This window comes from Marinitoga okinawensis (genome assembly GCF_055387075.1).
On the sequence record NZ_AP042422.1, the window covers coordinates 1,791,503 to 1,811,368 of the forward strand.

Genomic DNA, 19,866 nt, shown 5'->3' on the forward strand with positions numbered 1-19,866 from the left:
TGGATTACTAATAATATAATCCCGGCCTTATGCCGGGATTTTTTATATAATATATAATTCCTAACAATTTAATACAAATATTTTTAAGAATAATATTCAATAATATGCAAAATTCTAATTCAATATTGTAATAAAAATAAAATTCATTCAAACGCTCGATTACTAATCTGAAAAAAGCTCAAAAATTATAAAATAAATTTCGAGCTTTCATTTGTTTTATTTTTGAATTCAAATAATATAACTGATTTCACTCATATTTTTTCTGAATTTTTCAAATATTCGTTATATTATTTTTTTGGAAATATTTTACCTATTCTCCGATTTCTCTCTATATAATAGAGTTGTTTTCATAAATAAAAAAACTCCCGGAAAAAAATCCAGGAGTTTTTTTGGCGGGGACGACGGGACTCGAACCCGCGGCCACCGGTGTGACAGACCGGCATGCTAACCAACTGCACCACGTCCCCAACTGACCGAATATATTTTACCAAAAGAATTATTACATTTCCAGTCCTAAGTGGTTTCTAAATAGTGACGTGTTTTTTAGTATTATTTTAAAAAATAATAGAATTGAATATGAATTAAGAATTTTTACATACTTAAAATCTCTAAAATTTACATTACTACTTGATTTTAAGAAAAAAATGTGGTAAAATTCCTTTGAAATACGTTTATATCAATATATAGGGGGTGCATGTATGAACAAGAAAGAACTCGTTAGCGCATTAGCCGAAAAAGTTAATGTTACAAAAAAAGAAGCTGCTTTATTTGTTGATTCTTTTGTTGATGTTGTTTCAGATGCTTTGGGTAAAGGTGAAAGCGTTAAAATTGTTGGTTTTGGAACATTTGAAGTTGTAGAAAGAAAACCAAGAAAAGGTGTTAACCCACAAACTAAAGAAGCTATTGAAATCCCTGGTGGAAAAGTTCCTAAATTCAAAGCTGGTAAAGAATTAAAAGCAAAAGTAAAATAATTTAAACGGAGCCCTTAGGCTCCGTTTAAATTTAATGGAGGTTGTTATTGATTATGATTCTAATATATATAGGTCTAGGAGGATTTTTAGGAGCAATTTCAAGGTATTTAGTATCAAAATATATAAACTCTCTCTTTCCACTTACAAACATGCCTTATGGTACTTTATTCGTTAATATTTTAGGAGCATTTATATTAAGTTATTTAATGTCACTTAGTATATATAAACTTGAACTCCCAAAAAACTTTATGCTTTTTTTTACAACTGGATTTATAGGTTCTTTTACTACTTTTTCTACACTCATATATGAAACCATCATTTTAAATGAAGAATCTTTTAGTCTATATTCTATTCTATATTTATCATTAAGTATTGTATTGGGATTAATTTTTGCATTTTTGGGATACTCATTAGGGAGGATGGGATCATGAATTTTTTAAGAATTTATTTAGGTGAAAGTGATCACTGTGGACATGAGCCTGCTTACAAACATATAGTTAAATTATGTTATGATCATGGATTAAAAGGAGTTACTGTATTAAAAGGATTTATGGGTTTTGGTGAAAAACATCATGTTCATAGAGCTGATTTTTTTACTTTGAGTGAAGATTTACCTATTATAATAGAAGTTATTGATGAAAAGGAGAAGATCAGAAAGTTAATAGAAGAAATTAAAAAATGTAATTTTGATGGTCTTGCTGTGTATTGGGATGTAAGCACAGTTAGGATAGAAAAAGAAGCCCTTTAATTTGGGCTTCTTACATTATATTATTACTCATATATATTTCCAATGCCTCTTCTTTAAAATTTTCTACTAAGTTATCAATCTCATTTTCTGAAACTTTACTCTCCATATATCCTAATTTCTTGTTTAAAAAATTTCTTATTATTCTCATTTTTCTCCCTCCCCTATAATGATTTTCAATAACATTATAGCTTTTAATTTATACAATTCGGTATCCGAACTATTATGTTATTTAACATTTATTTTTTCTCTTTCATTAACTTTAATAATATCAAAGGGATAGGGAAATAACTTTTTAATTCCAGCTTAATATATTCTTTGGTTCTTAATTATTTTTAAAGAACTCTATACACTTATTTATTATAGATTTTATTTCCTCCTTAGTGTGTTTATAATCTTTTTCTCCATATTCCTTTAAAACAAATAAATCCGTTAATAGTTCAAATTCCTTTGGATAATCTATTTCCTTTAATAATTCATATGGTGTTAAATGAGAAAATACTTTAAAAAATCTTTTTCTTATATATTTATATCCTTCTTCTATTAAATATGGAATGTCTTCATGTTCAAATTTCTCAATAGAAAATTTTTCTACCTCTTCTTTATCTTTCTCTTGATTAGCAAAAAACTTTTTGATGAATATTATAACGGTAATCCCAAATAAACTTGATACTATAAATAATATCCATTTTATTTCTTGATATAATTTAATATAAGCTGTTCTTGGTGAATTTGCTATTTCTCTAAAAGTTTCTAATATTTTATCTGAGGATAACGCGTCTATTGATTTGTTTGGAGTATCATTTATAGATAATGGCCCTTTATCAACCATAGGTGGTCTTCCTCTATTCATATATGCAACACCTGTTGCAATTAATATCCATGCAGAAAAGAAAACTACTAATGATATTATTATTTTTTTCTTTTCTTTTTTTGTAAATAATCTCCATGTGATTACGGCTGTAATAATACTTATTATTCCTCCTATAATAATATTTATTAAAACTATAGTATCAACAATATTGTTATTTTTTTTAATCATCCTTTTTTCTTTTACTGTAATATTTCCTATAAATTTACTTTTATTTTTTTCTATTTCTTTTGGGATTTTTTCTAAGGTTTTATTTTGACTAGTTACTTTCTTGCTTTCTATCTTCTTCTCATTTAATAATTGAGTGTCTGGAGAAAATTGTAATTCTTTAAAAGGATTATAATATGTATTAAAATTCCACACACTAAATATTATAGATATTGAAAAAACAGCAATAATTAATTTTTTATTCTTTTGATCTTTAAATAACTCAATAAGAGAAATAATAAAAGTAATAAGTGGAAATATTGGATTTATAAAATTCCTTAATAAAATTATGGAAATTAAAAATATGAAAGTATATTTAATAATATCTTTTGATTCAAGTGGAAGAAAATAAGAAAGTACTACAATAGCTATCAGATTAAAACTATATAACAAATTTTTAGAACCTACTAAATTTAAAATAAAAAAATCAAATGCAAATATACCTGCTAAAGATAAAAATGCAATATAATATGGCATTCCAAATTTTCTTATTCTAATAAACAAAAAAGAAAATAATATTCCCAGCAATAATGTTATTATTCCAGAATGTATATTAAATGGAACAAAGGTTAAAAATAATGAAAATAAATATAATGTCCTTTGTTTTTTCAATGAAATCCCCTCCATTTATATTGTTTCAAATACTTCTGTCAAGGAACTATTTGGAGATACTAATCTTACTATTATGTGGTTTTCTTCTAATAAAATAGCCTTTTTTTCAAGATCTATCGCTTCAACTCTAAACATATCATGCTCTTTTATATCTAGTTTACCTTCAGTTTCAATTCTAAATCCATATGGCATTATTAATACTATAACCTTTGAAACTTTTGCCCTTAATTTTATAAGATCTGGAATTATTTCGTCCGTTAAATGTATAGAAATTATTATAACTGTATCTTCATATGTAAAATATGGCATATTTTCTTTTAAAATTTCTTCTAAATTATATTTAGGATTATTTGTTCCAGAAATACTGGATAAAATATCACAATATTCGATCCAATCATTCGATGAATGCTTTACTACTTTTTCTCCAATTACTACTAAATTTACATCTTCATGTTTTTCTTTTTGATATTTTATAATGCTGGCTGCTGCTTTTAAAGCATATTCTTCATATATTTTTCTTTCATTTTTCCAAAATATATTATTTTTAGGAATTCCATCAGGTAGATTTAAATCTACAAACATATATATTTTACCTGTAGATGTATGAGAATATTTTTTTACCATTAGTTTATCGTATTTAGCTGAAACCTTCCAATTTATTCTGTTCATAGGTTCATTATTATATTCATCAATATTTTCAACATAGGTTACATCCTCTAATACACGAATATTAGATTTTTGGCCAGGAAGTAATTTTTTTAAACTTTCTTTATTAAATTCAGAATAAATAAATTCTGGCAATACTTCTATAGTTTTTTCCACCTTTTTTGTTTTCCAAAATTCAAATCCCAATGGGGTTTTATAATTAACACTTATATAACCTATTTCTTTTATTCCACGAGTTCCAAAAGACGTTATAAATACTAATTTCTTTTTCTCATTTGCTAGTAATTTTATCTTTTGAAACGGAGGTTTTAATCTACTTAATAAATTAGATGGTGAAACTGTAATAAAAATCTCTTCATCTGATTTATTTTCTATATATAATCTATATTCCACCTCTTCTTCAATAAAGCATTTTTCATATTCCAAATCATAATTTATTTCTAAATTTTCAAATACTTTTTTCTTTTGAAAAAATTCATACCATCCAACTCCAATTAAAACAAATAGCAATATTGTATAATTGCTAAAATAAAATATATTAAATAAAATTGATATTATTGTCATTAATATCAAGTTTTTAACTTTGTATTTCATACTATCATCTACTTTATTACTTTAACTTCATCAAGAATCTCATCTATTAATTTATATGTGGATACTTTTTTTATCTTTGCTTCTGCTTTTAATATTATTCTATGTGCAAGTGTATATTTTGCAATTTTTTTTACATCATCAGGAATGACAAAATCTCTTCCTTCAATAGCAGCAATGCTTCTTGACAATTGCATTAAAGCTATTGAACCTCTAGGACTAGCGCCTACTTTTATATCTTTATGATTTCTTGTTCTATTTACTATATCCACAATATATTTCTTAATCTCATCTGATACATGAACATTTATAATTTCTTTTTTTATTTTTTCTATTTCACTATAGTTTGAAATACTACTTATATTATTAATAGGATGTTCTTTCTCCTGTGAATTTAACATATTAATTTCATTTTCAATATCAGGATAACCAAGACTAATTCTAATCATAAATCTATCTAATTGTGCTTCTGGAAGAGGAAATGTACCTTCATATTCAATAGGATTTTGTGTTGCTATTACAAAGAAATTATTATCCAGTTTATGCGTTATACCATCAATTGATACCTGGTTTTCTGCCAATGATTCTAATAATGCTGACTGAGTTCTTGGTGTAGCTCTATTTATTTCATCTCCTAACAATATATTGGTAAATATTGGACCCTTTTTTAAGATAAATTCGTTTTTATTTTTATCGAATATGTATAATCCTATTAAATCATTTGGTAACAAGTCTGGTGTAAATTGAACCCTTTTAAAATCTAAATCAAAAGATTTTGCTAAAGCTCGAGCAAGCATCGTCTTGCCAGTTCCCGGAACATCTTCAAGTAAAACATGACCATTGGAATAAAAAACAGCTAAAACCATTTTTATTTGCTCCTCTTTCCCCTTAATAACCATCCCTACATTATCTACAATCTTCTTAGACAATTCCGCTGTAACCATAATACACCCCTTTCTAAATTTGTAATTTGTTTTATTAAATTATGGATTTTATAAATTAACTCCAAATGCGTACCACAATGCCGCACTAATTTTATATTTGCAATTATTAAACATATTAATTATTTCTTCTTTTGTTTTCAACACAACTTCTATATCTTCTTCTGGCTCTAAATTTTGTACTGGATTCTTATTTTCTTTTAAACTTTCGTCAATTTCAACTTCACATATTTTTACAGTACTGTCAATAACTGCTGGAAAAGCATATAATGATGGACTACACCTCTTAACCTTTCCATTATATCCTGTTTCTTCTTTTAATTCTCTTAATACATTTTCTTCAGTATTATTATTATCACAAATTCCTGCAGGAAATGCTATAACATAATCATCAATAGCTGCTCTATATTGTTTTATTAACACATATCTATTGGATGGGATTAATTTTGGTATAATTATAACTGCTTTTTTCATTTTACTCTTTCTTTCAAAATTCTCCCATCTTATTTCTTTTCCTTCTTTATTAATACATATTGTTTCTTTAAATCTAAACCATTTTCCTTCATACAATATTTTTTCCCTTATTTTTTTCATTTCTTCCCTTCTTTCAAAAAATTTTACATTTAAATTATATCATAAAAAAATGCTCCCTTACGGGAGCTAAATTTGGTATTTATTATTTATCTATTTTAAGGGGTTGTAATAAGATTATATCCTAATATCCTTAAAAAATGCTTAGAATACTGTTTCACTCCCATTTCAACATTCTTTCTTTTACTTTATTTATTTCTTTAATGGTCAAATATATAGCTAAAATTAATAAAAATATAGGTAAAACTCCACCAACTAAATGATATAAAATAGATGAATCAAAAAGAAAATCAATAAACTTATTTTTCATTTGAATATTATTTAATGAAAGCATATATAAATTACCAGGAAGAAAAATACCAAAGCCAAATCCCATAACTATTCCTTCGAGTGACATCACTTCTTTTCCTTTTATTATATTTTTTTGGGATAAATCTCTTTTAGGATTTTTTAAATATATACTAACTCCTAGTATTGAAGAATATACTATTAAAATAATAACTGGAATTATAGTTACAAAGATTACCCATGTTGCTTTTCCTAAAAAAAATGCTAAAAATGAAATACCTATATATTCAGCTGAAAAAATTAGAATAGGAACTATAATTTTTGAAAATATCATATTTCCCATTGTAATAGGCAATAATTTTGGCATTGGCCATATTTTTCCTTCATAAGCTATTGAATATATTGCTAACATGGCAGAGTATATTGTAGCTATCATTATAAAAACTAAACTCATAATATTTGCATCTGAATTTGTAAATATAAAGATAAGCGGTAAAAAGATGGGATATAGTATAAGGAAAAATGTTTGAGAATCTCTAAACAATAATTTAAAATCTTTTTTAATAGTTGGAAATTTTGTCGATTTGAAATTAATTTCGTTATTTTTCTTTTTACCTTTTTTTCTAGAAACACTTAATTCTAAAGAATTAGAAATATTATATACAATATAGCCAAGTATAATTATTGTTACTAGTAATACGGTTAATGCTATAATATTACCTTTCATTATTAAAATTATCCATGTATGTGGCCATGCATAATTTAATAGCAATGTAGACAATTTAGTTAATGACTCTGTTATTTGATTTATAGAATTATTTTCCATTATTCTTGGGATTATATTTGTTATTCCTACATATAAAAATATACTTATAAAATACATTATCATTGTCATTCTTTTAGCAGAAGTTTTAGTTAGAAATTTTGAAAATAATACTCCTCCAAGATTGGATATTAATAATAAAAATAATATATATCCTATTCCAGCAATTGTTGCTAATAACAAATTTGTTTTAGCTATTATTCCATATACGAAGAAAATAGGTATCATCATTCCAAGAGGTAGTCCTGCCATTACCAAACTATCTATAGCACTGGATAAATAAATATCAGAACGTTTTAACGGCATAGCTAACAATATTTTAGTCATATCACTTTCATATAAATTAGCAACAATAGCTGGTGAATAATTAAGAAAGAACATAAATCCCATAATTAAGAACCACATTGAAAATACTATGTCTAAAATTGTCCATGGTAAATCTATTCCTAATTGAGATAATGGTATATTTAAATCTTTAAACATTAAATAAATAAAAGGAGTAATAGATATTCCAAAAACCACTGCAGGAATTAAATATGCAGCTAATGCACTAAAAGGAGTAGATTTCTTGTATGTTCCATCTTTTCGTTTTTTAGGTCTTACTTTATTTTGATATGAATATTTTAATATTAACCATATTTTGCTTTTCATTAAATCACCCCTAAAGTTCTTTTATAATATCATCTAATTCTCCAGCACCTGTTAACTCAAGGAATAAATCTTCAAGTGATTGTTTTTTATCCGTTTTTGATAATGATTTTAATTCATCTAATGTTCCTTCTGCTATTAATTTACCACCCGAAATAATACCTATTCTATCGCACATTTTTTCAGCAATTTCCAATATATGAGTAGTTAAAAATATTGTTGCTCCTTCTTTTGAATACTTCTCCAATAACATTTTTAATATTTTTGCTGATTTTGCATCAAGTCCAACGGTTGGTTCATCTAAAAATATAACTTTTGGTTTTCTCATTAAAACTGATGCAACCATTAATTTTTGTTTCATACCATGAGAATAATCACCTATAAATGAATCAAGATAATCTATTTCAAAGGCCTCACAAATTTCATCAAGACGATTTTTTGCTTCTTTTTTATCTACCTCATATATATTCATAATAAACTCAATAAATTCTGAACCTTTTAGATTTTCATACATCTTTGGTTCATCGGGAACTACCCCTATGTTCGCTTTTATTTTTATTTCATCGGTTTTCATATTTAATCCTAATATTTCTATTTCTCCTGAGGTAGGTTTTAATGTACCCGTAAGCATTCTTATAGTTGTTGTTTTACCAGCACCATTTGGGCCTAAAAATCCATATATTTCACCTTTTTTAATATCAAGATTTACATTATTTACCGCTACAAAATCTCCAAACTTTCTTACTAAATTTTTAGCTTTAATCACAAAAACACCCCCGTTAAAATTTAAATTTTTCTTTTATATGATGCAAATAACTTCTACCTATTTTCAGTTCCACACCATTATCTAATTCTAAAATATAATCACGTGTAAAATACTTTTTAAACCTTTTTATATGTTCTATAGAAACTATATAACTCTTATGTATTCTTATAAATTTTTCTGGATCAAGAAATTCTTCCAAATTTTTTAATGTATCATCATAATAATATTCTTCATTTTTAGTGCATAAAAAGACATATTTATCCTCTGCCTTAAAATAATATATTTCTTCCTCTGAGATAATTGAAATTATACTCCTATCTTTTACTGAGAATTTTCTTAAATAATTATTATGATTAATTTTTTCTAATAAAGATTTATTTATTACTTGTTTTCTTTCTATTACTCTTTCAATAGAGATTTTTAATCTTTTTAAATCAAATGGTTTTAATAAATAATCAACAGCATTCTCTTCAAATGCTTTTATTGCATATTCTTGATAAGCAGTGACAAAAATCACTAATGGTTCATAAGAAAGTTCCTTTAATATATCAAATCCATCTTTTTCTGGTAAATTAATATCAAGAAATATTAAATCTGGTTTATTTTGTTCTATTAGATCAATTGCTTCTTTACCTGATTTTGCTTCTCCAATTAATTGAATATAATCAAAATTAGTTAAAAGTTTTTTTAATCTATTTAAGGAATGTTCCTCATCTTCAACAATAATACTTTTTATTAGCATAATTTCATCCCCCGATTTTTATTATTACCTTTATTCCTGATGGGTTATTTTGTTCAAATTCAATTTTTGCATTATCATATGTTAGTATCAATCTATTCTTTATACTCATAAGTCCAAAACCCATATTTATATCTTCAACTTTTCCTATTCCATTATCTATAATTTCAAATATTATTTCATTTGCTTTTTTAAAGGCGAAAATGCTTATTTTTCCTCCTTCTTTTTTCTTTGAAATACCATGAATTACGGCATTTTCAACAATAGGTTCCAATATTAAAGGTGGTATTTGAAATTTATTTAAATTATTATCTATGTTAAATTCACACTCCAGTCTGTTTCCCAACCTTATTTTTTCTATCTCAAGATATTCCTTTATTAGATTTATCTCTTCTTCCAAAAATACTAAATCTTTATCCGAAGAATATAGTATTTTTCTATATATATCTGAAAGATTTATTATAATTTTTTCCATTTGCTCAGAATTTTCCTGCCCAATTTCCAGTAGAGTATTTAATGTATTAAATAAAAAATGAGGATTTAATTTTGATCTTAATGATACTAATTCTGCTTTTAATTTTTCATTTTTCAATCTTTCATTTTTTCTTATTTCTTCATTTAATTTATTATATATTAATATAATAAAAAATATTAAGAATAAAAGAAGAAGAATGGTTATTAAAAATAAATATTTGTATGAGGAAAAAATATTAAAAGCAAGAAGATTTGACATTATATACTCCGAGATAACTATACCAGAAAAAAAGCTAAAAATCAAAATTAAAATATTAATTATTTTATTTAAAAATCTTATTTCTATTCTCACAAATAAATTTAGAAATTTTTGAAGAATATAGTAAATTATACCTATAGAATTTGAAAAAATTTCTGCAATTAAAATACCATACCATAAATTAAAATATGGAGAAAAAATATATATTAAAAATACTACAAATAAAACACCTATTTGATTTTCTAATAATATTTTATAAAATTTCTTAATTTTCATCATAAATCATCCTATAATAATAAGAGCTTTTATATTTTTTTAACTCTTCCAGAAATTTTCTACTTTTTTGGGGATTATTATTCTTATATATTTCAGAGAGTTTATATAATATCTCGCCAAAATCATAATTTTCTTTAAATTTTTCATTAGCCCTAATGTATATATATTCAAAATCATTTATGAATATTTCCTTAGAAAAATCATAATTAATAATTTCATATGCTGTTTTTCCACGTATATAACGGTAAAGGAGGTTGTCAAAATCGCTTTTAACAACCTCTTTCATTTCCAACATACCTGCATAAATATAATAATATTTTAATGGAAAAAACCATTCATAAATAGATTTTTTCACCAATATACTCCCATGAACTATTTTCAACAAATTATCCATATTTTTAGCATTATTAAAACTCTTTAAAATATTATCCAGCTCTTTTTTAGTAAAAGAATCGAAATTTTTTAGGTATGTATTAACTATATTAATATTATCTGGAAATATCTTTATCGATAAAATTAATAAAATAAAAACTATAATCCATTTTCTCATTAGAACCCCCACATAATACCTGCCCCAAATGAGTAATAATAATTGTAATTTGGTATATTATCAGTTACAGTATATTCTCCTTCTATTTTCCAATTTTCAGGCGAATAATTATATGTAAATCGTCCTTCTACAAAAAGACTAACAAAATCCATAACATTAAAATAAAAACTTGCTTTAGGCGAGATAGATAATTCATCTCTTTTTAATTGTATCAGCATAAGGAACTAAATCTACATTATTAACAAAATCATCTATTTTTTTACTACTTCTGGATTCTTCTACTTTTTTACTAATAATTGTTTCTCCACCACCAATTCCTATTCCAATATTAAAACCAAATACCTTGAATATATTTAAATGTTTTCCAAAGATAAAATATCCTTGAGATACCATTAGTTTATAATCACCATTTATTACTTCACCACTATAACCTTCTCCACCCATATATGAACCATTTGGCATAATTCCCATCCCACCACCACCATGTAATATAATTTCATCAAAACTTACATATTTTTTTAAAGGATTAATCTGAGAAATTTGATCTTTAGGTATATAATTAAATAAATACCCCCCACCACCAAAGTCAATTGAAAACATTGTTATCGACAAAATTAAAACCATCATTAAAAATACCTTTTTCATAATAATCCCTCCTCTAAGTTTTTTAAAACCTTATAATTTTTACTTTTTTATTGCTTTTTAATTCTCCCTTATTATCTTTTCTCATCCTTATAATAATATTATTTGAAATCCCATCATAATTAATAGTTCTAATACCTTCCCACGTATCCTTATATTCTATCTTTGCATTTACTGATATTCCATCAAATCTAATATTTTTACAATTAATTACTTGAATATCGATATTGGTAGAAATACCACTTATATTAGCAATATTCATATCATATTCCCCTTTGATAATTACATTTGTTCCATTTACTATTATTTCATTTCCCTTAAAAAATATGGTATCTTTAAAAATAACATTAGCTCCATCAATCTTAAAATTTTCAGAATTTAGTTTTCCATTAATTTGAACATTTAAACCATTTATTTTTATTTTTTTAAATTTATTTTTTGAACCAATAACAATTTCCATATTCTTATCTTTCCCCACACTATCTAATTTTAGTTTCCCATTTGTAATACTTGTTTTTAAAACTTCAGAATAAAAAATTTTATCAGATTCTGGATCAAACTTAATATTAATATTTAAACCATTAATTTCTATTTCAGTAATTCCTTTTAAATCTGTTATTTTATCAGGGATAATAGTATATTCTTTTATACTATAATCACTTATTTGAAATGCCATGAGTATAAATATAACACCTACCAATGGCAAAAAATACCAATACTCCCTCATATTATCACCTCCACAATTTATATTATATCTCTTCTATTTTTTTATTCAAGAAATTTCTGACAAACAGTCAACCTCTTCGAATAACACGTCACTTTTCTATATAAAAAACCTCCAGCTAATGCTGGAGGTAAACTGTTAATAAAGTATTTTCTAAAAAAATAATATGAACGAATACTTAAAAATTCCTAAACATTCGCTTCGCGAAAATAAAAAACTTTTGATATTCTTTATACAATCTTTTATTTATTTTTAATACTATGTATTAAAAATATCTCCATGAGTATTTTTAAGGATTTAGAATTTTCCGTATGAGTAAATATTATTTTTGGAAATACTTTGTATTTAATTTTAGAATATTATACTGATAATTTTCCTGTTGAAACTAAAATAATAACAACTATAGATACAATCCACATTAAACTATATACAGTTTTTTGAGTTCCTGTTAATCTTTCTCCTTTTTCTTTCTTTGCTATAGGGTATGCAAAAATACCAAACGAATAAATTACCAATGCTGTAATAATATAAATCCAACCAACTGCATAAATTACCCATGCTGTATAGATAACGGCAATCCATCCAAAAAATTTGTATAAGCCATTATTTTCTTCATTTGCTACTCTTACACCAAATACTGCCGAGAAGAAATAAGGTAATAATATTGTTGTTGTTGCTATATAGAAGATTGTGTTATATACATTTTGTAAAGTGTCTGAGAGAAGTGTTAATAAAAATATTTGAGTTATTATATTAGTTACTGTTAATGAAAACACTGGTGTTGCATGTTCATTTTGTTCAGCAAATCTTTTTGGGAAAACATTATCCTTAACTGCGGCTATGTATGGAATTTCCGCTGTTAATAATAACCAACTTAACAAAGCTCCAAAAACTGAGAATAAAAATCCAAAATCCAAAATATATTGTCCTGGTTTCCCCATTATTTTACTTAAAACCGTTCCCAATGGAGATGTTGAATTAACCAATTCGCTTGGCGGAACAACACCCATTGTAAATACTGAAACTGCAATATATATTACTAAAGTAATAAGAAATCCTATTACTGTTGCTTTACCAACATCTTTTTGAGACTTTGCTTTATTTGATAAAACAACAGCACCTTCTATACCTATAAATGCCCATAACATAGTTCCAAAACTATTATTAATTTGATTAAATATTGAAGATGTTTCACCTGTTGCAGCTAATTTGGTTGAAAAGAAAATTCCTTTTACTAATTCAGGATTAAATGCCAAAAGCGAAAGTATTGCAACTAAAAATAAGGGAACTAACTTTAAAATTGTTAAAATAGCATTTGTAAATCCTGCAGTTCTTATACCGCTAACAATTAAGAAATGATATACCCATAAAATAATACTCGAAAATATCAATGCTATAAATTTATTCTGTTCTAATATAGGAAAATATCCACTCAATATTTTCATTATAACTGCAAAAAAAGCTATATTTCCAAGTAATGCAGACCACCAATACCCCCATGCAGAATTAAATCCAACAAATTCACCAAATTGTTCTTTAGCATAAGAATAAATTCCACCTTCAAGTTCTGGTTTTTTGTATGATAAGAATTGAAAAACCATCGCAAGGGCAAAAACTCCAAATCCTGTAATTATCCACCCTATTAAAATTGCCCCCGGATTTGCTACACTTCCTAAATCTGCAGGAGAATTAAATATTCCTGCTCCAATCATTGAACCAATAACAATCATAGTCAACGCAAACAACCCCAAGACTTTATTATTACTCACACCACCACCTCCTATTTTAAATTATCCTCTATTCATAGGCATAGACATACATCTTGGCCCTCCACGACCTCTAGATAATTCACTTGATGGAATTTCAATAACGCTTATACCGTTTTCTCTCAATAATGTATTAGTAACATAATTTCTATCATATGCAATTACAACACCTGGTTTTATTGCCAAAACATTTGATCCATCATTCCATTGTTCTCTTTTTGCTGCAATTTCATCTTCTCCTCCACATTTTAATATTTTTATTTTACCATTATTCATATATTTCTGTAATATTGTTTCTAAAGATGCTTTTTCTTCAATAACTTCTAAATCCTTGTCACCTTTTTTAATAACATATACTAATAAATTGGATTCTAATTTTGAATGAGCTAAAAACTTATCATTATCAATCATTGTAAAAATGGTATCTAAATGCATATATGCCCTTTTCTTTGGAATATTTATTGCAAGTATAGTATCAAAACTTTCATCTGTTTCAAAAAATAGTTTTTTTGCTAAAATTTCCACTGCTTCTGGCTCAGTTCTTTGAGATATTCCTATTGCCAATACCTTATCTGTTAGAACCAGTACATCTCCACCTTCTATAGCAAAATGATTATACATATCATAATATATTGGAGTACCTTCAAAATCTTTATTATATTTTATAACATATTTCATAAATAATGACTCTCTTCTTCTTGCCTTTGTCATCATTTTATTTATTACTATACCCTTACCAACAAAAGCTATAGGATCTCTTTGAAAGTATAAGTTTGGCAATGGAAGTAAATAAAATTCTTTATTCATTCTAACTTTTGTTGAAAATGTTTCTTTCTTTAACCTAAATTCATTTATTCTTATACCACTAACAATTTTATTAATCATTTCTCTTGTATCAAAATTCCATAAATATTCTTTTAAAGCATCTAAAATATATTCATTCTTTACTTCACTTAATTGTAAATATTCATTTAAAAATTCTTTTTTAGCTTCTTCATTACTTAATGCTGTTGCCAACAAATCTGTTATATAATCAACATGGACACCGTTAGTTCGTAAAATTTCTGCAAAATAATCATGCTCTTGTTGTGCTTTTTTTAAGTAAGGAATATCCTCAAATAAAAGTTCTTCTAGCAAATCCGGTTCCATGTTCTCTAATTCTAACCCTGGTCTATGTAATAATACTCTCTTTAAATCTTTAACTTCTGAATACACGTTAATAGTCATAATATACCTCCTACATTATTGTTATTTTTAAATCCCATAATATTATACTTAATGTAACAAAAAAAGAAAAACCTCAAATCTCATGAAATTTTTTAAGTATGATAAATTTTTCACGGTTATATAAAATTATCATAAGTATACGTGAGTATGCGTCGATATGCTCAAGTTTATAATGAAATTTTTTTCACATTATAAAATAATTTTGTGTTCATTTATTAGTGATATAATGTTTCAAATGAGTAATAACTTCTTAATCGTTAAGTAATTGACAGAGTTGTTTTTATCTGGTATAATAACCCACGGATGAGTTGCCGACGTAGCTCAATTGGCAGAGCGGCTGACTTGTAATCAGCAGGTTGGGGGTTCAAGTCCCTTCGTCGGCTCCATATTTTTTTTCTTACCGGTGGTGAGGTGCCCGAGTGGCCAAAGGGGGCGGACTGTAAATCCGCTGGCGGATTGCCTTCGAAGGTTCGAATCCTTCCCTCACCACCATTTCATTAATTATAATGTTATGCGAGGTGAATAAAATGGCAGCAAAAAGTCCTGTTTTGACCGTATCGCTTAAATGTACAGAATGTAATAGAAGAAATTACTACAAACAAAGAAAAAGAACTTCAAAGAAAAAATTAGAATTTAAAAAATATTGTCCTCATTGTAATAAACACACATTACATGTTGAATCAAAAATATAATTCTAGAATTTTCTAAAAGAAAATCAACCCCCTATTATAGGGGGTCATGATTAAATTTTGGGGGTGTTTTGATGTCAAGGTTTTGGTTGTTTTTAAGCTCCGTTATGCAAGAATCTAAAAAAGTTAAATGGCCTAATAGAAAAGAAGCTATAAATTCCACATTAATCGTATTAGCTATATTGATTTTTGTTTCGTTATATTTATTCATAGCAGATTATGGATTGTTAAATTTATTTACTAAAATTATATATCCTTTAATTGGAATAAAAACGGGTTTAGGTACCGGAGCTTCTCAATGATCTGATAAAGCAGGTGGATAAAATGCGTAAAAAATGGTATATATTGCAAACTTTTTCTGGAATGGAATACAAAGTTAAAGAATTAATAGAGGAAAAAGCTAGGATATATGAAAAAGAACATATGTTTGGCAAAATACTTATTCCAGAAGAAAGTGAAATTGATTTAACTAATAAAAAAATTGATAGGATTGTTGTCTCAGAAAATGCAGTAATCTTTGTCAAAAACGGTGAAACTGTAAAAAAAGGTGATTTATTAGCAGAAGAACCTGCCGTTATAGTAAAAAATGCTGGGACTATAACAGAAATCAAGAATTTCAGAAAAATCATCGTGGAAACAAAGGATAAAAAATTTACAAAAACTTTTCTGATTCCAGAAAGCGCAAAAATAATGGGTGGATTAAAAGTTAATTCAAAAATTCATGCAGGAATTCCTTTAGCCAGAGAAGAAGGTTATGAAGCTGATTTAGATGGAATAGTAATATCTATTGAAAAACTAAAAAAAGTTGTCATTCATAATGAAATGAATTCCGATGACATTTATTTTATTTTTAAGGATAATTTTGACACATCTGCTTTCAAAAAAGGAACATACGTAGAAAAAGGACAAATTTTAGGAAATAAAAGACAATATAAAGCAAAATCATCAGGAAAGATTGAAATTAGAGATTTTGCAAGTCGAAAAGAAATTATTATATTAAAAACAAGGATTTCAAGATTGTTTCCAGGTTATATGTTTATTGAAATGATTTTAAATAAAGAAACCCAAGAAATGGTTAAAAATATTCCTTATGTTATTAACTTTATTAATATAGGTGGAACCCCTGTTCAGCTAAAATCAAAAGAAGTTAAAGCTTTATTGAGGTTAACTGGAGAAGAAACTTATGAAGTAAAAGAAAGTAAACTAAGAGCGGATTATGAAATAGGAGAACATATAAGAATTGTTAATGGCCCGTTTGAATTTTTCACTGGAAAAATTACTTATATTGATTTACATAAACAAACAGTAAAAGTTACTATTAATATGTTTGGTAGAGAAACTGAGGTTGAATTAGGTTTAACTGAAATAGAAAAAATAGATTAACAATAGTGGGAGGGTTACCCCGCTAATACCACAAAGGAGGGACATTTATGGCAAAAAAAATTGCTAGAATGGTAAAATTACAATTGCCAGCAGGTAAAGCAACACCTGCTCCACCAGTTGGTCCTGCATTAGGTCAACATGGTGTAAATTTGATGGAATTTTGTAAGAAATTCAACGCAGCAACAGCTGACAAAGCTGGTATGATTATACCTGTAGAAATTACAGTATATGAAGACAGGTCATTTACATTTACTTTAAAAACCCCCCCAGCTTCTTTCTTAATTTTGCAAGCAGCTGGACTTAAAAAAGGTGCTTCCAATCCAGGAAGAGAAATCGTAGGAAAAATTACAACGTCTCAAGTAAAAGAAATCGCCGAAACTAAGATGCCCGATTTAAACGCTAGAACAATTGAAGCAGCTATGGAAATTATAAAAGGTACTGCAAGAAATATGGGCATTGAAGTAGTGGAAGGTTAAGGGGGTGTATGTGAATGTCAAAACATGGTAAAAGATACTTAGAAGCAAGAAAGTTAGTTGATAGAGAAAAATTTTATACTTTGGATGAAGCTTTAGAAGTTCTTCCAAAAGTTGCTACAGCTAAATTTGATGAAAGTATAGAATTACATTTAATATTAGGTATAGATCCAAGAAAAAACGATCAACAAGTTAGAGGAAATATTTCTTTACCTCACGGAACTGGTAAAAACGTAAGGGTTTTAGTTTTTGCTAAAGGTGATAAAGCTAAAGAAGCTTCAGAAGCTGGTGCTGATTATGTTGGTTCAGATGAATTAATTCAAAAAATTCAAGGTGGATGGACTGATTTTGATGTTGCAATCGCAACTCCAGATATGATGAGAGAAATAGGAAGATTAGGTAAAATATTAGGTCCAAGAGGTTTAATGCCATCCCCAAAATCTGGAACAGTTACTAATGATGTTGCTGATGCTGTAAAAGATTTTAAAGCTGGTAAGATCGAAGTTAGAAATGATAAAACAGGAAATGTTCATATAGCCGTTGGAAAAAAATCATTTGATCTTTCAAAATTAAAAGAAAATATAATTGAAGCTTTACAACAAATTGAAAAAATGAGACCTTCAGGTGCTAAAGGTAAATTTATTAGAAAAGTTGCATTAGCTCCTACGATGGGTCCAGGTTTGAAATTAAACGTTTCTGAATATTTAACTGAAAAGTAATAAATAATATGTTATAATACTCACGTAGATATGTACTGAAGACAGCAGGTATTTTATAATGTGGTGGAAACCCGCCTGCCGAGGTACGCCGAAGATAAAACAATAATGTTTTAGTGCTTCTGCGGTCCTCGGGACCGCAGATTTTTTTAGAGGAGGTGTGAGTCGGTGTTAACAAGAGCTCAAAAAGCTGAGTTGTTAAAAGAATTAGAAAGCGTATTTAAAGATTCTTCAATAGTTGTTTTTGTTGATTTTAAAGGTATGACTGTTGCTCAATCAAATGCATTTAGAAGTGAATTATTTAAAAAATTCGAAGATAAAGTAAATTTTAAAATCACCAGAAATGCTTTGATTAAAACAGCAATGAAAAATGCTGGATTAAATTTAGAAGAATACGAAAAATTTTTAGAAGGTAACACAGCTTTATTTTACACAAAAGAAGCAGATCCTATTGAAGCCTTAAAAACTTTAGTAGAATTTAAGAAGAAAAACAAATTAGAAGTACCTGTTATCAAGGCTGGAATTTTAGAAGGTAAAGTATTTACTGCTGAAGAAGCTGAAGAATTAGCAAAATTACCTTCGAAAGAACAATTACTTGCTATGTTGGTTGGTGGCTTAAATGCTCCTATTTCAGGTTTAGTTGGCGCATTAGGCGGCATATTGAGGAAATTCTTATACGCATTGAATGCTATAAGAGAAGAAAAGGAAAAAGAATAATACTTAAATATTTTCAGGAGGTGTATTGGAATGACAAGAGAAGAATTAATTCAAGCAATTAAAGAAATGACTGTAGCAGAATTAGCAGAATTAGTAAAAGCTTTAGAAGACGAATTTGGTGTATCAGCAGCAGCTCCAGTTGCAGTTGCAGCAGCTCCAGCAGCAGGTGCAGCAGCTCCAGCAGAAGAAGAAAAAGATTCATTTGATGTTGTATTAAAGAGCTTCGGTGCTAAAAAAATAAATGTTATTAAAGTTGTTAGAGAAATTACAGGCTTAGGTTTAAAAGAAGCTAAAGATTTAGTAGAAAAAGCTGGAACTCCAGATGCAGTAGTTAAGGAAGGCGCTTCAAAAGACGAAGCTGAAGACCTTAAAAAGAAATTAGAAGAAGCTGGCGCAGAAGTAGAATTGAAGTAATTTCTTAAAGAAATATAAACTTTTATATGATATAATTTATCCGCATCAGACTATAGTCTGATGCGGTATTGTTTTGCTAATAAAAAATTAGGAAGAC

At 27.0% G+C, this 19,866-nt stretch carries 25 protein-coding genes, 3 tRNA genes and 1 other annotated feature; of the genes, 12 read left to right on the forward strand and 16 right to left on the reverse strand.

The genetic code is table 11. The annotated features are described in order from the left end of the window. Positions 1 to 390: 390 nt before the first annotated feature. Positions 391 to 467 (reverse strand) — tRNA-Asp (locus ACZ5CK_RS08775). 231 nt (positions 468 to 698) lie between these two features. Between ACZ5CK_RS08775 and ACZ5CK_RS08780 the strand changes: the two genes are divergently transcribed. From ACZ5CK_RS08780 to ACZ5CK_RS08790, 3 genes are read left to right on the forward strand one after another with little or no spacing between them, the layout of a single operon-like run. Further along, the gene (locus ACZ5CK_RS08780; protein ID WP_464581441.1) at positions 699 to 971 is read left to right on the forward strand and encodes an HU family DNA-binding protein; all 273 of its coding nucleotides are present in this window, start codon (positions 699 to 701) and stop codon (positions 969 to 971) included. Positions 972 to 1,024: 53 nt separating this feature from the next. After that, entirely contained in the window at positions 1,025 to 1,402 is a 378-nt protein-coding gene (crcB, locus tag ACZ5CK_RS08785; protein WP_464582987.1) for a fluoride efflux transporter CrcB, read from the forward strand. Continuing rightward, positions 1,399 to 1,719, forward strand: coding sequence for a DUF190 domain-containing protein (locus ACZ5CK_RS08790; RefSeq protein ID WP_464581442.1), 321 nt, complete (start codon positions 1,399 to 1,401; stop codon positions 1,717 to 1,719). Before crcB ends, ACZ5CK_RS08790 begins: the two co-directional genes overlap by 4 nt. A gap of 10 nt (positions 1,720 to 1,729) precedes the next feature. Here ACZ5CK_RS08790 and ACZ5CK_RS08795 read toward each other — a convergent pair whose 3' ends face one another. From ACZ5CK_RS08795 to arcA, 15 genes are all read right to left on the reverse strand, one after another. Beyond that, positions 1,730 to 1,867, reverse strand: coding sequence for a hypothetical protein (locus tag ACZ5CK_RS08795; RefSeq protein WP_464581443.1), 138 nt, complete (start codon positions 1,865 to 1,867; stop codon positions 1,730 to 1,732). A gap of 174 nt (positions 1,868 to 2,041) precedes the next feature. Next, positions 2,042 to 3,406, reverse strand: a complete 1,365-nt coding sequence (locus tag ACZ5CK_RS08800; protein WP_464581444.1) for a hypothetical protein — start codon at positions 3,404 to 3,406, stop codon at positions 2,042 to 2,044. 15 nt (positions 3,407 to 3,421) lie between these two features. Continuing rightward, the gene (locus tag ACZ5CK_RS08805) at positions 3,422 to 4,666 is read right to left on the reverse strand and encodes a DUF58 domain-containing protein (RefSeq protein WP_464581445.1); all 1,245 of its coding nucleotides are present in this window, start codon (positions 4,664 to 4,666) and stop codon (positions 3,422 to 3,424) included. An 8-nt stretch (positions 4,667 to 4,674) separates the two neighbouring features. Beyond that, complete coding sequence (locus ACZ5CK_RS08810; RefSeq protein WP_464581446.1) at positions 4,675 to 5,607, reverse strand: AAA family ATPase; 933 nt, start codon at positions 5,605 to 5,607, stop codon at positions 4,675 to 4,677. A gap of 48 nt (positions 5,608 to 5,655) precedes the next feature. After that, a complete protein-coding gene (locus ACZ5CK_RS08815; RefSeq protein ID WP_464581447.1) occupies positions 5,656 to 6,198 on the reverse strand; it encodes an NUDIX domain-containing protein in 543 nt (180 codons plus the stop codon). A 154-nt stretch (positions 6,199 to 6,352) separates the two neighbouring features. Beyond that, complete coding sequence (locus ACZ5CK_RS08820; protein WP_464581448.1) at positions 6,353 to 7,957, reverse strand: hypothetical protein; 1,605 nt, start codon at positions 7,955 to 7,957, stop codon at positions 6,353 to 6,355. Between the two features lie 10 nt (positions 7,958 to 7,967). Then, complete coding sequence (locus ACZ5CK_RS08825) at positions 7,968 to 8,720, reverse strand: ABC transporter ATP-binding protein (RefSeq protein WP_464581449.1); 753 nt, start codon at positions 8,718 to 8,720, stop codon at positions 7,968 to 7,970. Between the two features lie 13 nt (positions 8,721 to 8,733). Further along, positions 8,734 to 9,462 (reverse strand): LytR/AlgR family response regulator transcription factor, encoded by a 729-nt coding sequence (locus ACZ5CK_RS08830; protein WP_464581450.1) that lies wholly within the window; start codon positions 9,460 to 9,462, stop codon positions 8,734 to 8,736. A 4-nt stretch (positions 9,463 to 9,466) separates the two neighbouring features. Continuing rightward, complete coding sequence (locus tag ACZ5CK_RS08835) at positions 9,467 to 10,468, reverse strand: sensor histidine kinase (protein WP_464581451.1); 1,002 nt, start codon at positions 10,466 to 10,468, stop codon at positions 9,467 to 9,469. After that, on the reverse strand, positions 10,458 to 11,018 hold the full coding sequence (locus tag ACZ5CK_RS08840) for a hypothetical protein (RefSeq protein ID WP_464581452.1): 561 nt from the start codon (positions 11,016 to 11,018) through the stop codon (positions 10,458 to 10,460). Before ACZ5CK_RS08840 ends, ACZ5CK_RS08835 begins: the two co-directional genes overlap by 11 nt. Further along, positions 11,018 to 11,236, reverse strand: a complete 219-nt coding sequence (locus ACZ5CK_RS08845) for a hypothetical protein (protein WP_464581453.1) — start codon at positions 11,234 to 11,236, stop codon at positions 11,018 to 11,020. Before ACZ5CK_RS08845 ends, ACZ5CK_RS08840 begins: the two co-directional genes overlap by 1 nt. Then, positions 11,211 to 11,663 carry a hypothetical protein gene (locus tag ACZ5CK_RS08850; protein ID WP_464581454.1) on the reverse strand — a complete coding sequence of 151 codons (453 nt, stop codon included), beginning with the start codon at positions 11,661 to 11,663 and terminating at the stop codon, positions 11,211 to 11,213. Before ACZ5CK_RS08850 ends, ACZ5CK_RS08845 begins: the two co-directional genes overlap by 26 nt. A gap of 22 nt (positions 11,664 to 11,685) precedes the next feature. After that, on the reverse strand, positions 11,686 to 12,387 hold the full coding sequence (locus ACZ5CK_RS08855; protein WP_464581455.1) for a hypothetical protein: 702 nt from the start codon (positions 12,385 to 12,387) through the stop codon (positions 11,686 to 11,688). A 356-nt stretch (positions 12,388 to 12,743) separates the two neighbouring features. Then, the gene (locus tag ACZ5CK_RS08860; protein WP_464581456.1) at positions 12,744 to 14,153 is read right to left on the reverse strand and encodes a basic amino acid/polyamine antiporter; all 1,410 of its coding nucleotides are present in this window, start codon (positions 14,151 to 14,153) and stop codon (positions 12,744 to 12,746) included. A gap of 21 nt (positions 14,154 to 14,174) precedes the next feature. Then, positions 14,175 to 15,377, reverse strand: a complete 1,203-nt coding sequence (gene arcA, locus ACZ5CK_RS08865; RefSeq protein ID WP_464581457.1) for an arginine deiminase — start codon at positions 15,375 to 15,377, stop codon at positions 14,175 to 14,177. A gap of 310 nt (positions 15,378 to 15,687) precedes the next feature. Here arcA and ACZ5CK_RS08870 point away from each other — a divergent pair. From ACZ5CK_RS08870 to rplL, 9 genes are all read left to right on the forward strand, one after another. Further along, positions 15,688 to 15,763, forward strand: a tRNA-Thr gene (locus ACZ5CK_RS08870). Between the two features lie 19 nt (positions 15,764 to 15,782). Then, positions 15,783 to 15,869: transfer RNA gene (locus ACZ5CK_RS08875), tRNA-Tyr, on the forward strand. Between the two features lie 35 nt (positions 15,870 to 15,904). Next, entirely contained in the window at positions 15,905 to 16,069 is a 165-nt protein-coding gene (rpmG, locus tag ACZ5CK_RS08880) for a 50S ribosomal protein L33 (RefSeq protein WP_464581458.1), read from the forward strand. Between the two features lie 71 nt (positions 16,070 to 16,140). Beyond that, positions 16,141 to 16,368, forward strand: a complete 228-nt coding sequence (gene secE / locus ACZ5CK_RS08885; RefSeq protein WP_464581459.1) for a preprotein translocase subunit SecE — start codon at positions 16,141 to 16,143, stop codon at positions 16,366 to 16,368. 22 nt (positions 16,369 to 16,390) lie between these two features. Beyond that, positions 16,391 to 17,449, forward strand: a complete 1,059-nt coding sequence (locus ACZ5CK_RS08890; protein WP_464581460.1) for a transcription termination/antitermination NusG family protein — start codon at positions 16,391 to 16,393, stop codon at positions 17,447 to 17,449. A gap of 47 nt (positions 17,450 to 17,496) precedes the next feature. Beyond that, positions 17,497 to 17,925, forward strand: coding sequence for a 50S ribosomal protein L11 (gene rplK, locus ACZ5CK_RS08895; protein WP_464581461.1), 429 nt, complete (start codon positions 17,497 to 17,499; stop codon positions 17,923 to 17,925). Between the two features lie 14 nt (positions 17,926 to 17,939). After that, positions 17,940 to 18,641 carry a 50S ribosomal protein L1 gene (rplA, locus tag ACZ5CK_RS08900; RefSeq protein WP_464581462.1) on the forward strand — a complete coding sequence of 234 codons (702 nt, stop codon included), beginning with the start codon at positions 17,940 to 17,942 and terminating at the stop codon, positions 18,639 to 18,641. Positions 18,642 to 18,658: 17 nt separating this feature from the next. Beyond that, positions 18,659 to 18,797, forward strand: a sequence feature (ribosomal protein L10 leader region). A gap of 9 nt (positions 18,798 to 18,806) precedes the next feature. Then, positions 18,807 to 19,355: a 50S ribosomal protein L10 gene (gene rplJ, locus ACZ5CK_RS08905; RefSeq protein ID WP_464581463.1), complete on the forward strand. Its 549-nt coding sequence runs from the start codon at positions 18,807 to 18,809 to the stop codon at positions 19,353 to 19,355. Positions 19,356 to 19,385: 30 nt separating this feature from the next. Continuing rightward, the gene (gene rplL / locus ACZ5CK_RS08910; protein WP_464581464.1) at positions 19,386 to 19,769 is read left to right on the forward strand and encodes a 50S ribosomal protein L7/L12; all 384 of its coding nucleotides are present in this window, start codon (positions 19,386 to 19,388) and stop codon (positions 19,767 to 19,769) included. The last annotated feature ends 97 nt before the right edge of the window (positions 19,770 to 19,866 follow it).

What these genes read in the sequence shown, in the direction of transcription:
- ACZ5CK_RS08780 (WP_464581441.1), top strand. Translation starts at nt 699, where the DNA reads ATGAACAAGAAAGAACTCGTTAGCGCATTAGCCGAAAAAGTTAATGTT.
- crcB (WP_464582987.1), top strand. Translation starts at nt 1,025, where the DNA reads ATGATTCTAATATATATAGGTCTAGGAGGATTTTTAGGAGCAATTTCA.
- ACZ5CK_RS08790 (WP_464581442.1), top strand. Translation starts at nt 1,399, where the DNA reads ATGAATTTTTTAAGAATTTATTTAGGTGAAAGTGATCACTGTGGACAT.
- ACZ5CK_RS08795 (WP_464581443.1), bottom strand. Translation starts at nt 1,867, where the DNA reads ATGAGAATAATAAGAAATTTTTTAAACAAGAAATTAGGATATATGGAG.
- ACZ5CK_RS08805 (WP_464581445.1), bottom strand. Translation starts at nt 4,666, where the DNA reads ATGAAATACAAAGTTAAAAACTTGATATTAATGACAATAATATCAATT.
- ACZ5CK_RS08810 (WP_464581446.1), bottom strand. Translation starts at nt 5,607, where the DNA reads ATGGTTACAGCGGAATTGTCTAAGAAGATTGTAGATAATGTAGGGATG.
- ACZ5CK_RS08815 (WP_464581447.1), bottom strand. Translation starts at nt 6,198, where the DNA reads ATGAAAAAAATAAGGGAAAAAATATTGTATGAAGGAAAATGGTTTAGA.
- ACZ5CK_RS08820 (WP_464581448.1), bottom strand. Translation starts at nt 7,957, where the DNA reads ATGAAAAGCAAAATATGGTTAATATTAAAATATTCATATCAAAATAAA.
- ACZ5CK_RS08830 (WP_464581450.1), bottom strand. Translation starts at nt 9,462, where the DNA reads ATGCTAATAAAAAGTATTATTGTTGAAGATGAGGAACATTCCTTAAAT.
- ACZ5CK_RS08835 (WP_464581451.1), bottom strand. Translation starts at nt 10,468, where the DNA reads ATGAAAATTAAGAAATTTTATAAAATATTATTAGAAAATCAAATAGGT.
- ACZ5CK_RS08840 (WP_464581452.1), bottom strand. Translation starts at nt 11,018, where the DNA reads ATGAGAAAATGGATTATAGTTTTTATTTTATTAATTTTATCGATAAAG.
- ACZ5CK_RS08845 (WP_464581453.1), bottom strand. Translation starts at nt 11,236, where the DNA reads ATGCTGATACAATTAAAAAGAGATGAATTATCTATCTCGCCTAAAGCA.
- ACZ5CK_RS08850 (WP_464581454.1), bottom strand. Translation starts at nt 11,663, where the DNA reads ATGAAAAAGGTATTTTTAATGATGGTTTTAATTTTGTCGATAACAATG.
- ACZ5CK_RS08855 (WP_464581455.1), bottom strand. Translation starts at nt 12,387, where the DNA reads ATGAGGGAGTATTGGTATTTTTTGCCATTGGTAGGTGTTATATTTATA.
- arcA (WP_464581457.1), bottom strand. Translation starts at nt 15,377, where the DNA reads ATGACTATTAACGTGTATTCAGAAGTTAAAGATTTAAAGAGAGTATTA.
- rpmG (WP_464581458.1), top strand. Translation starts at nt 15,905, where the DNA reads ATGGCAGCAAAAAGTCCTGTTTTGACCGTATCGCTTAAATGTACAGAA.
- secE (WP_464581459.1), top strand. Translation starts at nt 16,141, where the DNA reads ATGTCAAGGTTTTGGTTGTTTTTAAGCTCCGTTATGCAAGAATCTAAA.
- ACZ5CK_RS08890 (WP_464581460.1), top strand. Translation starts at nt 16,391, where the DNA reads ATGCGTAAAAAATGGTATATATTGCAAACTTTTTCTGGAATGGAATAC.
- rplK (WP_464581461.1), top strand. Translation starts at nt 17,497, where the DNA reads ATGGCAAAAAAAATTGCTAGAATGGTAAAATTACAATTGCCAGCAGGT.
- rplA (WP_464581462.1), top strand. Translation starts at nt 17,940, where the DNA reads ATGTCAAAACATGGTAAAAGATACTTAGAAGCAAGAAAGTTAGTTGAT.
- rplL (WP_464581464.1), top strand. Translation starts at nt 19,386, where the DNA reads ATGACAAGAGAAGAATTAATTCAAGCAATTAAAGAAATGACTGTAGCA.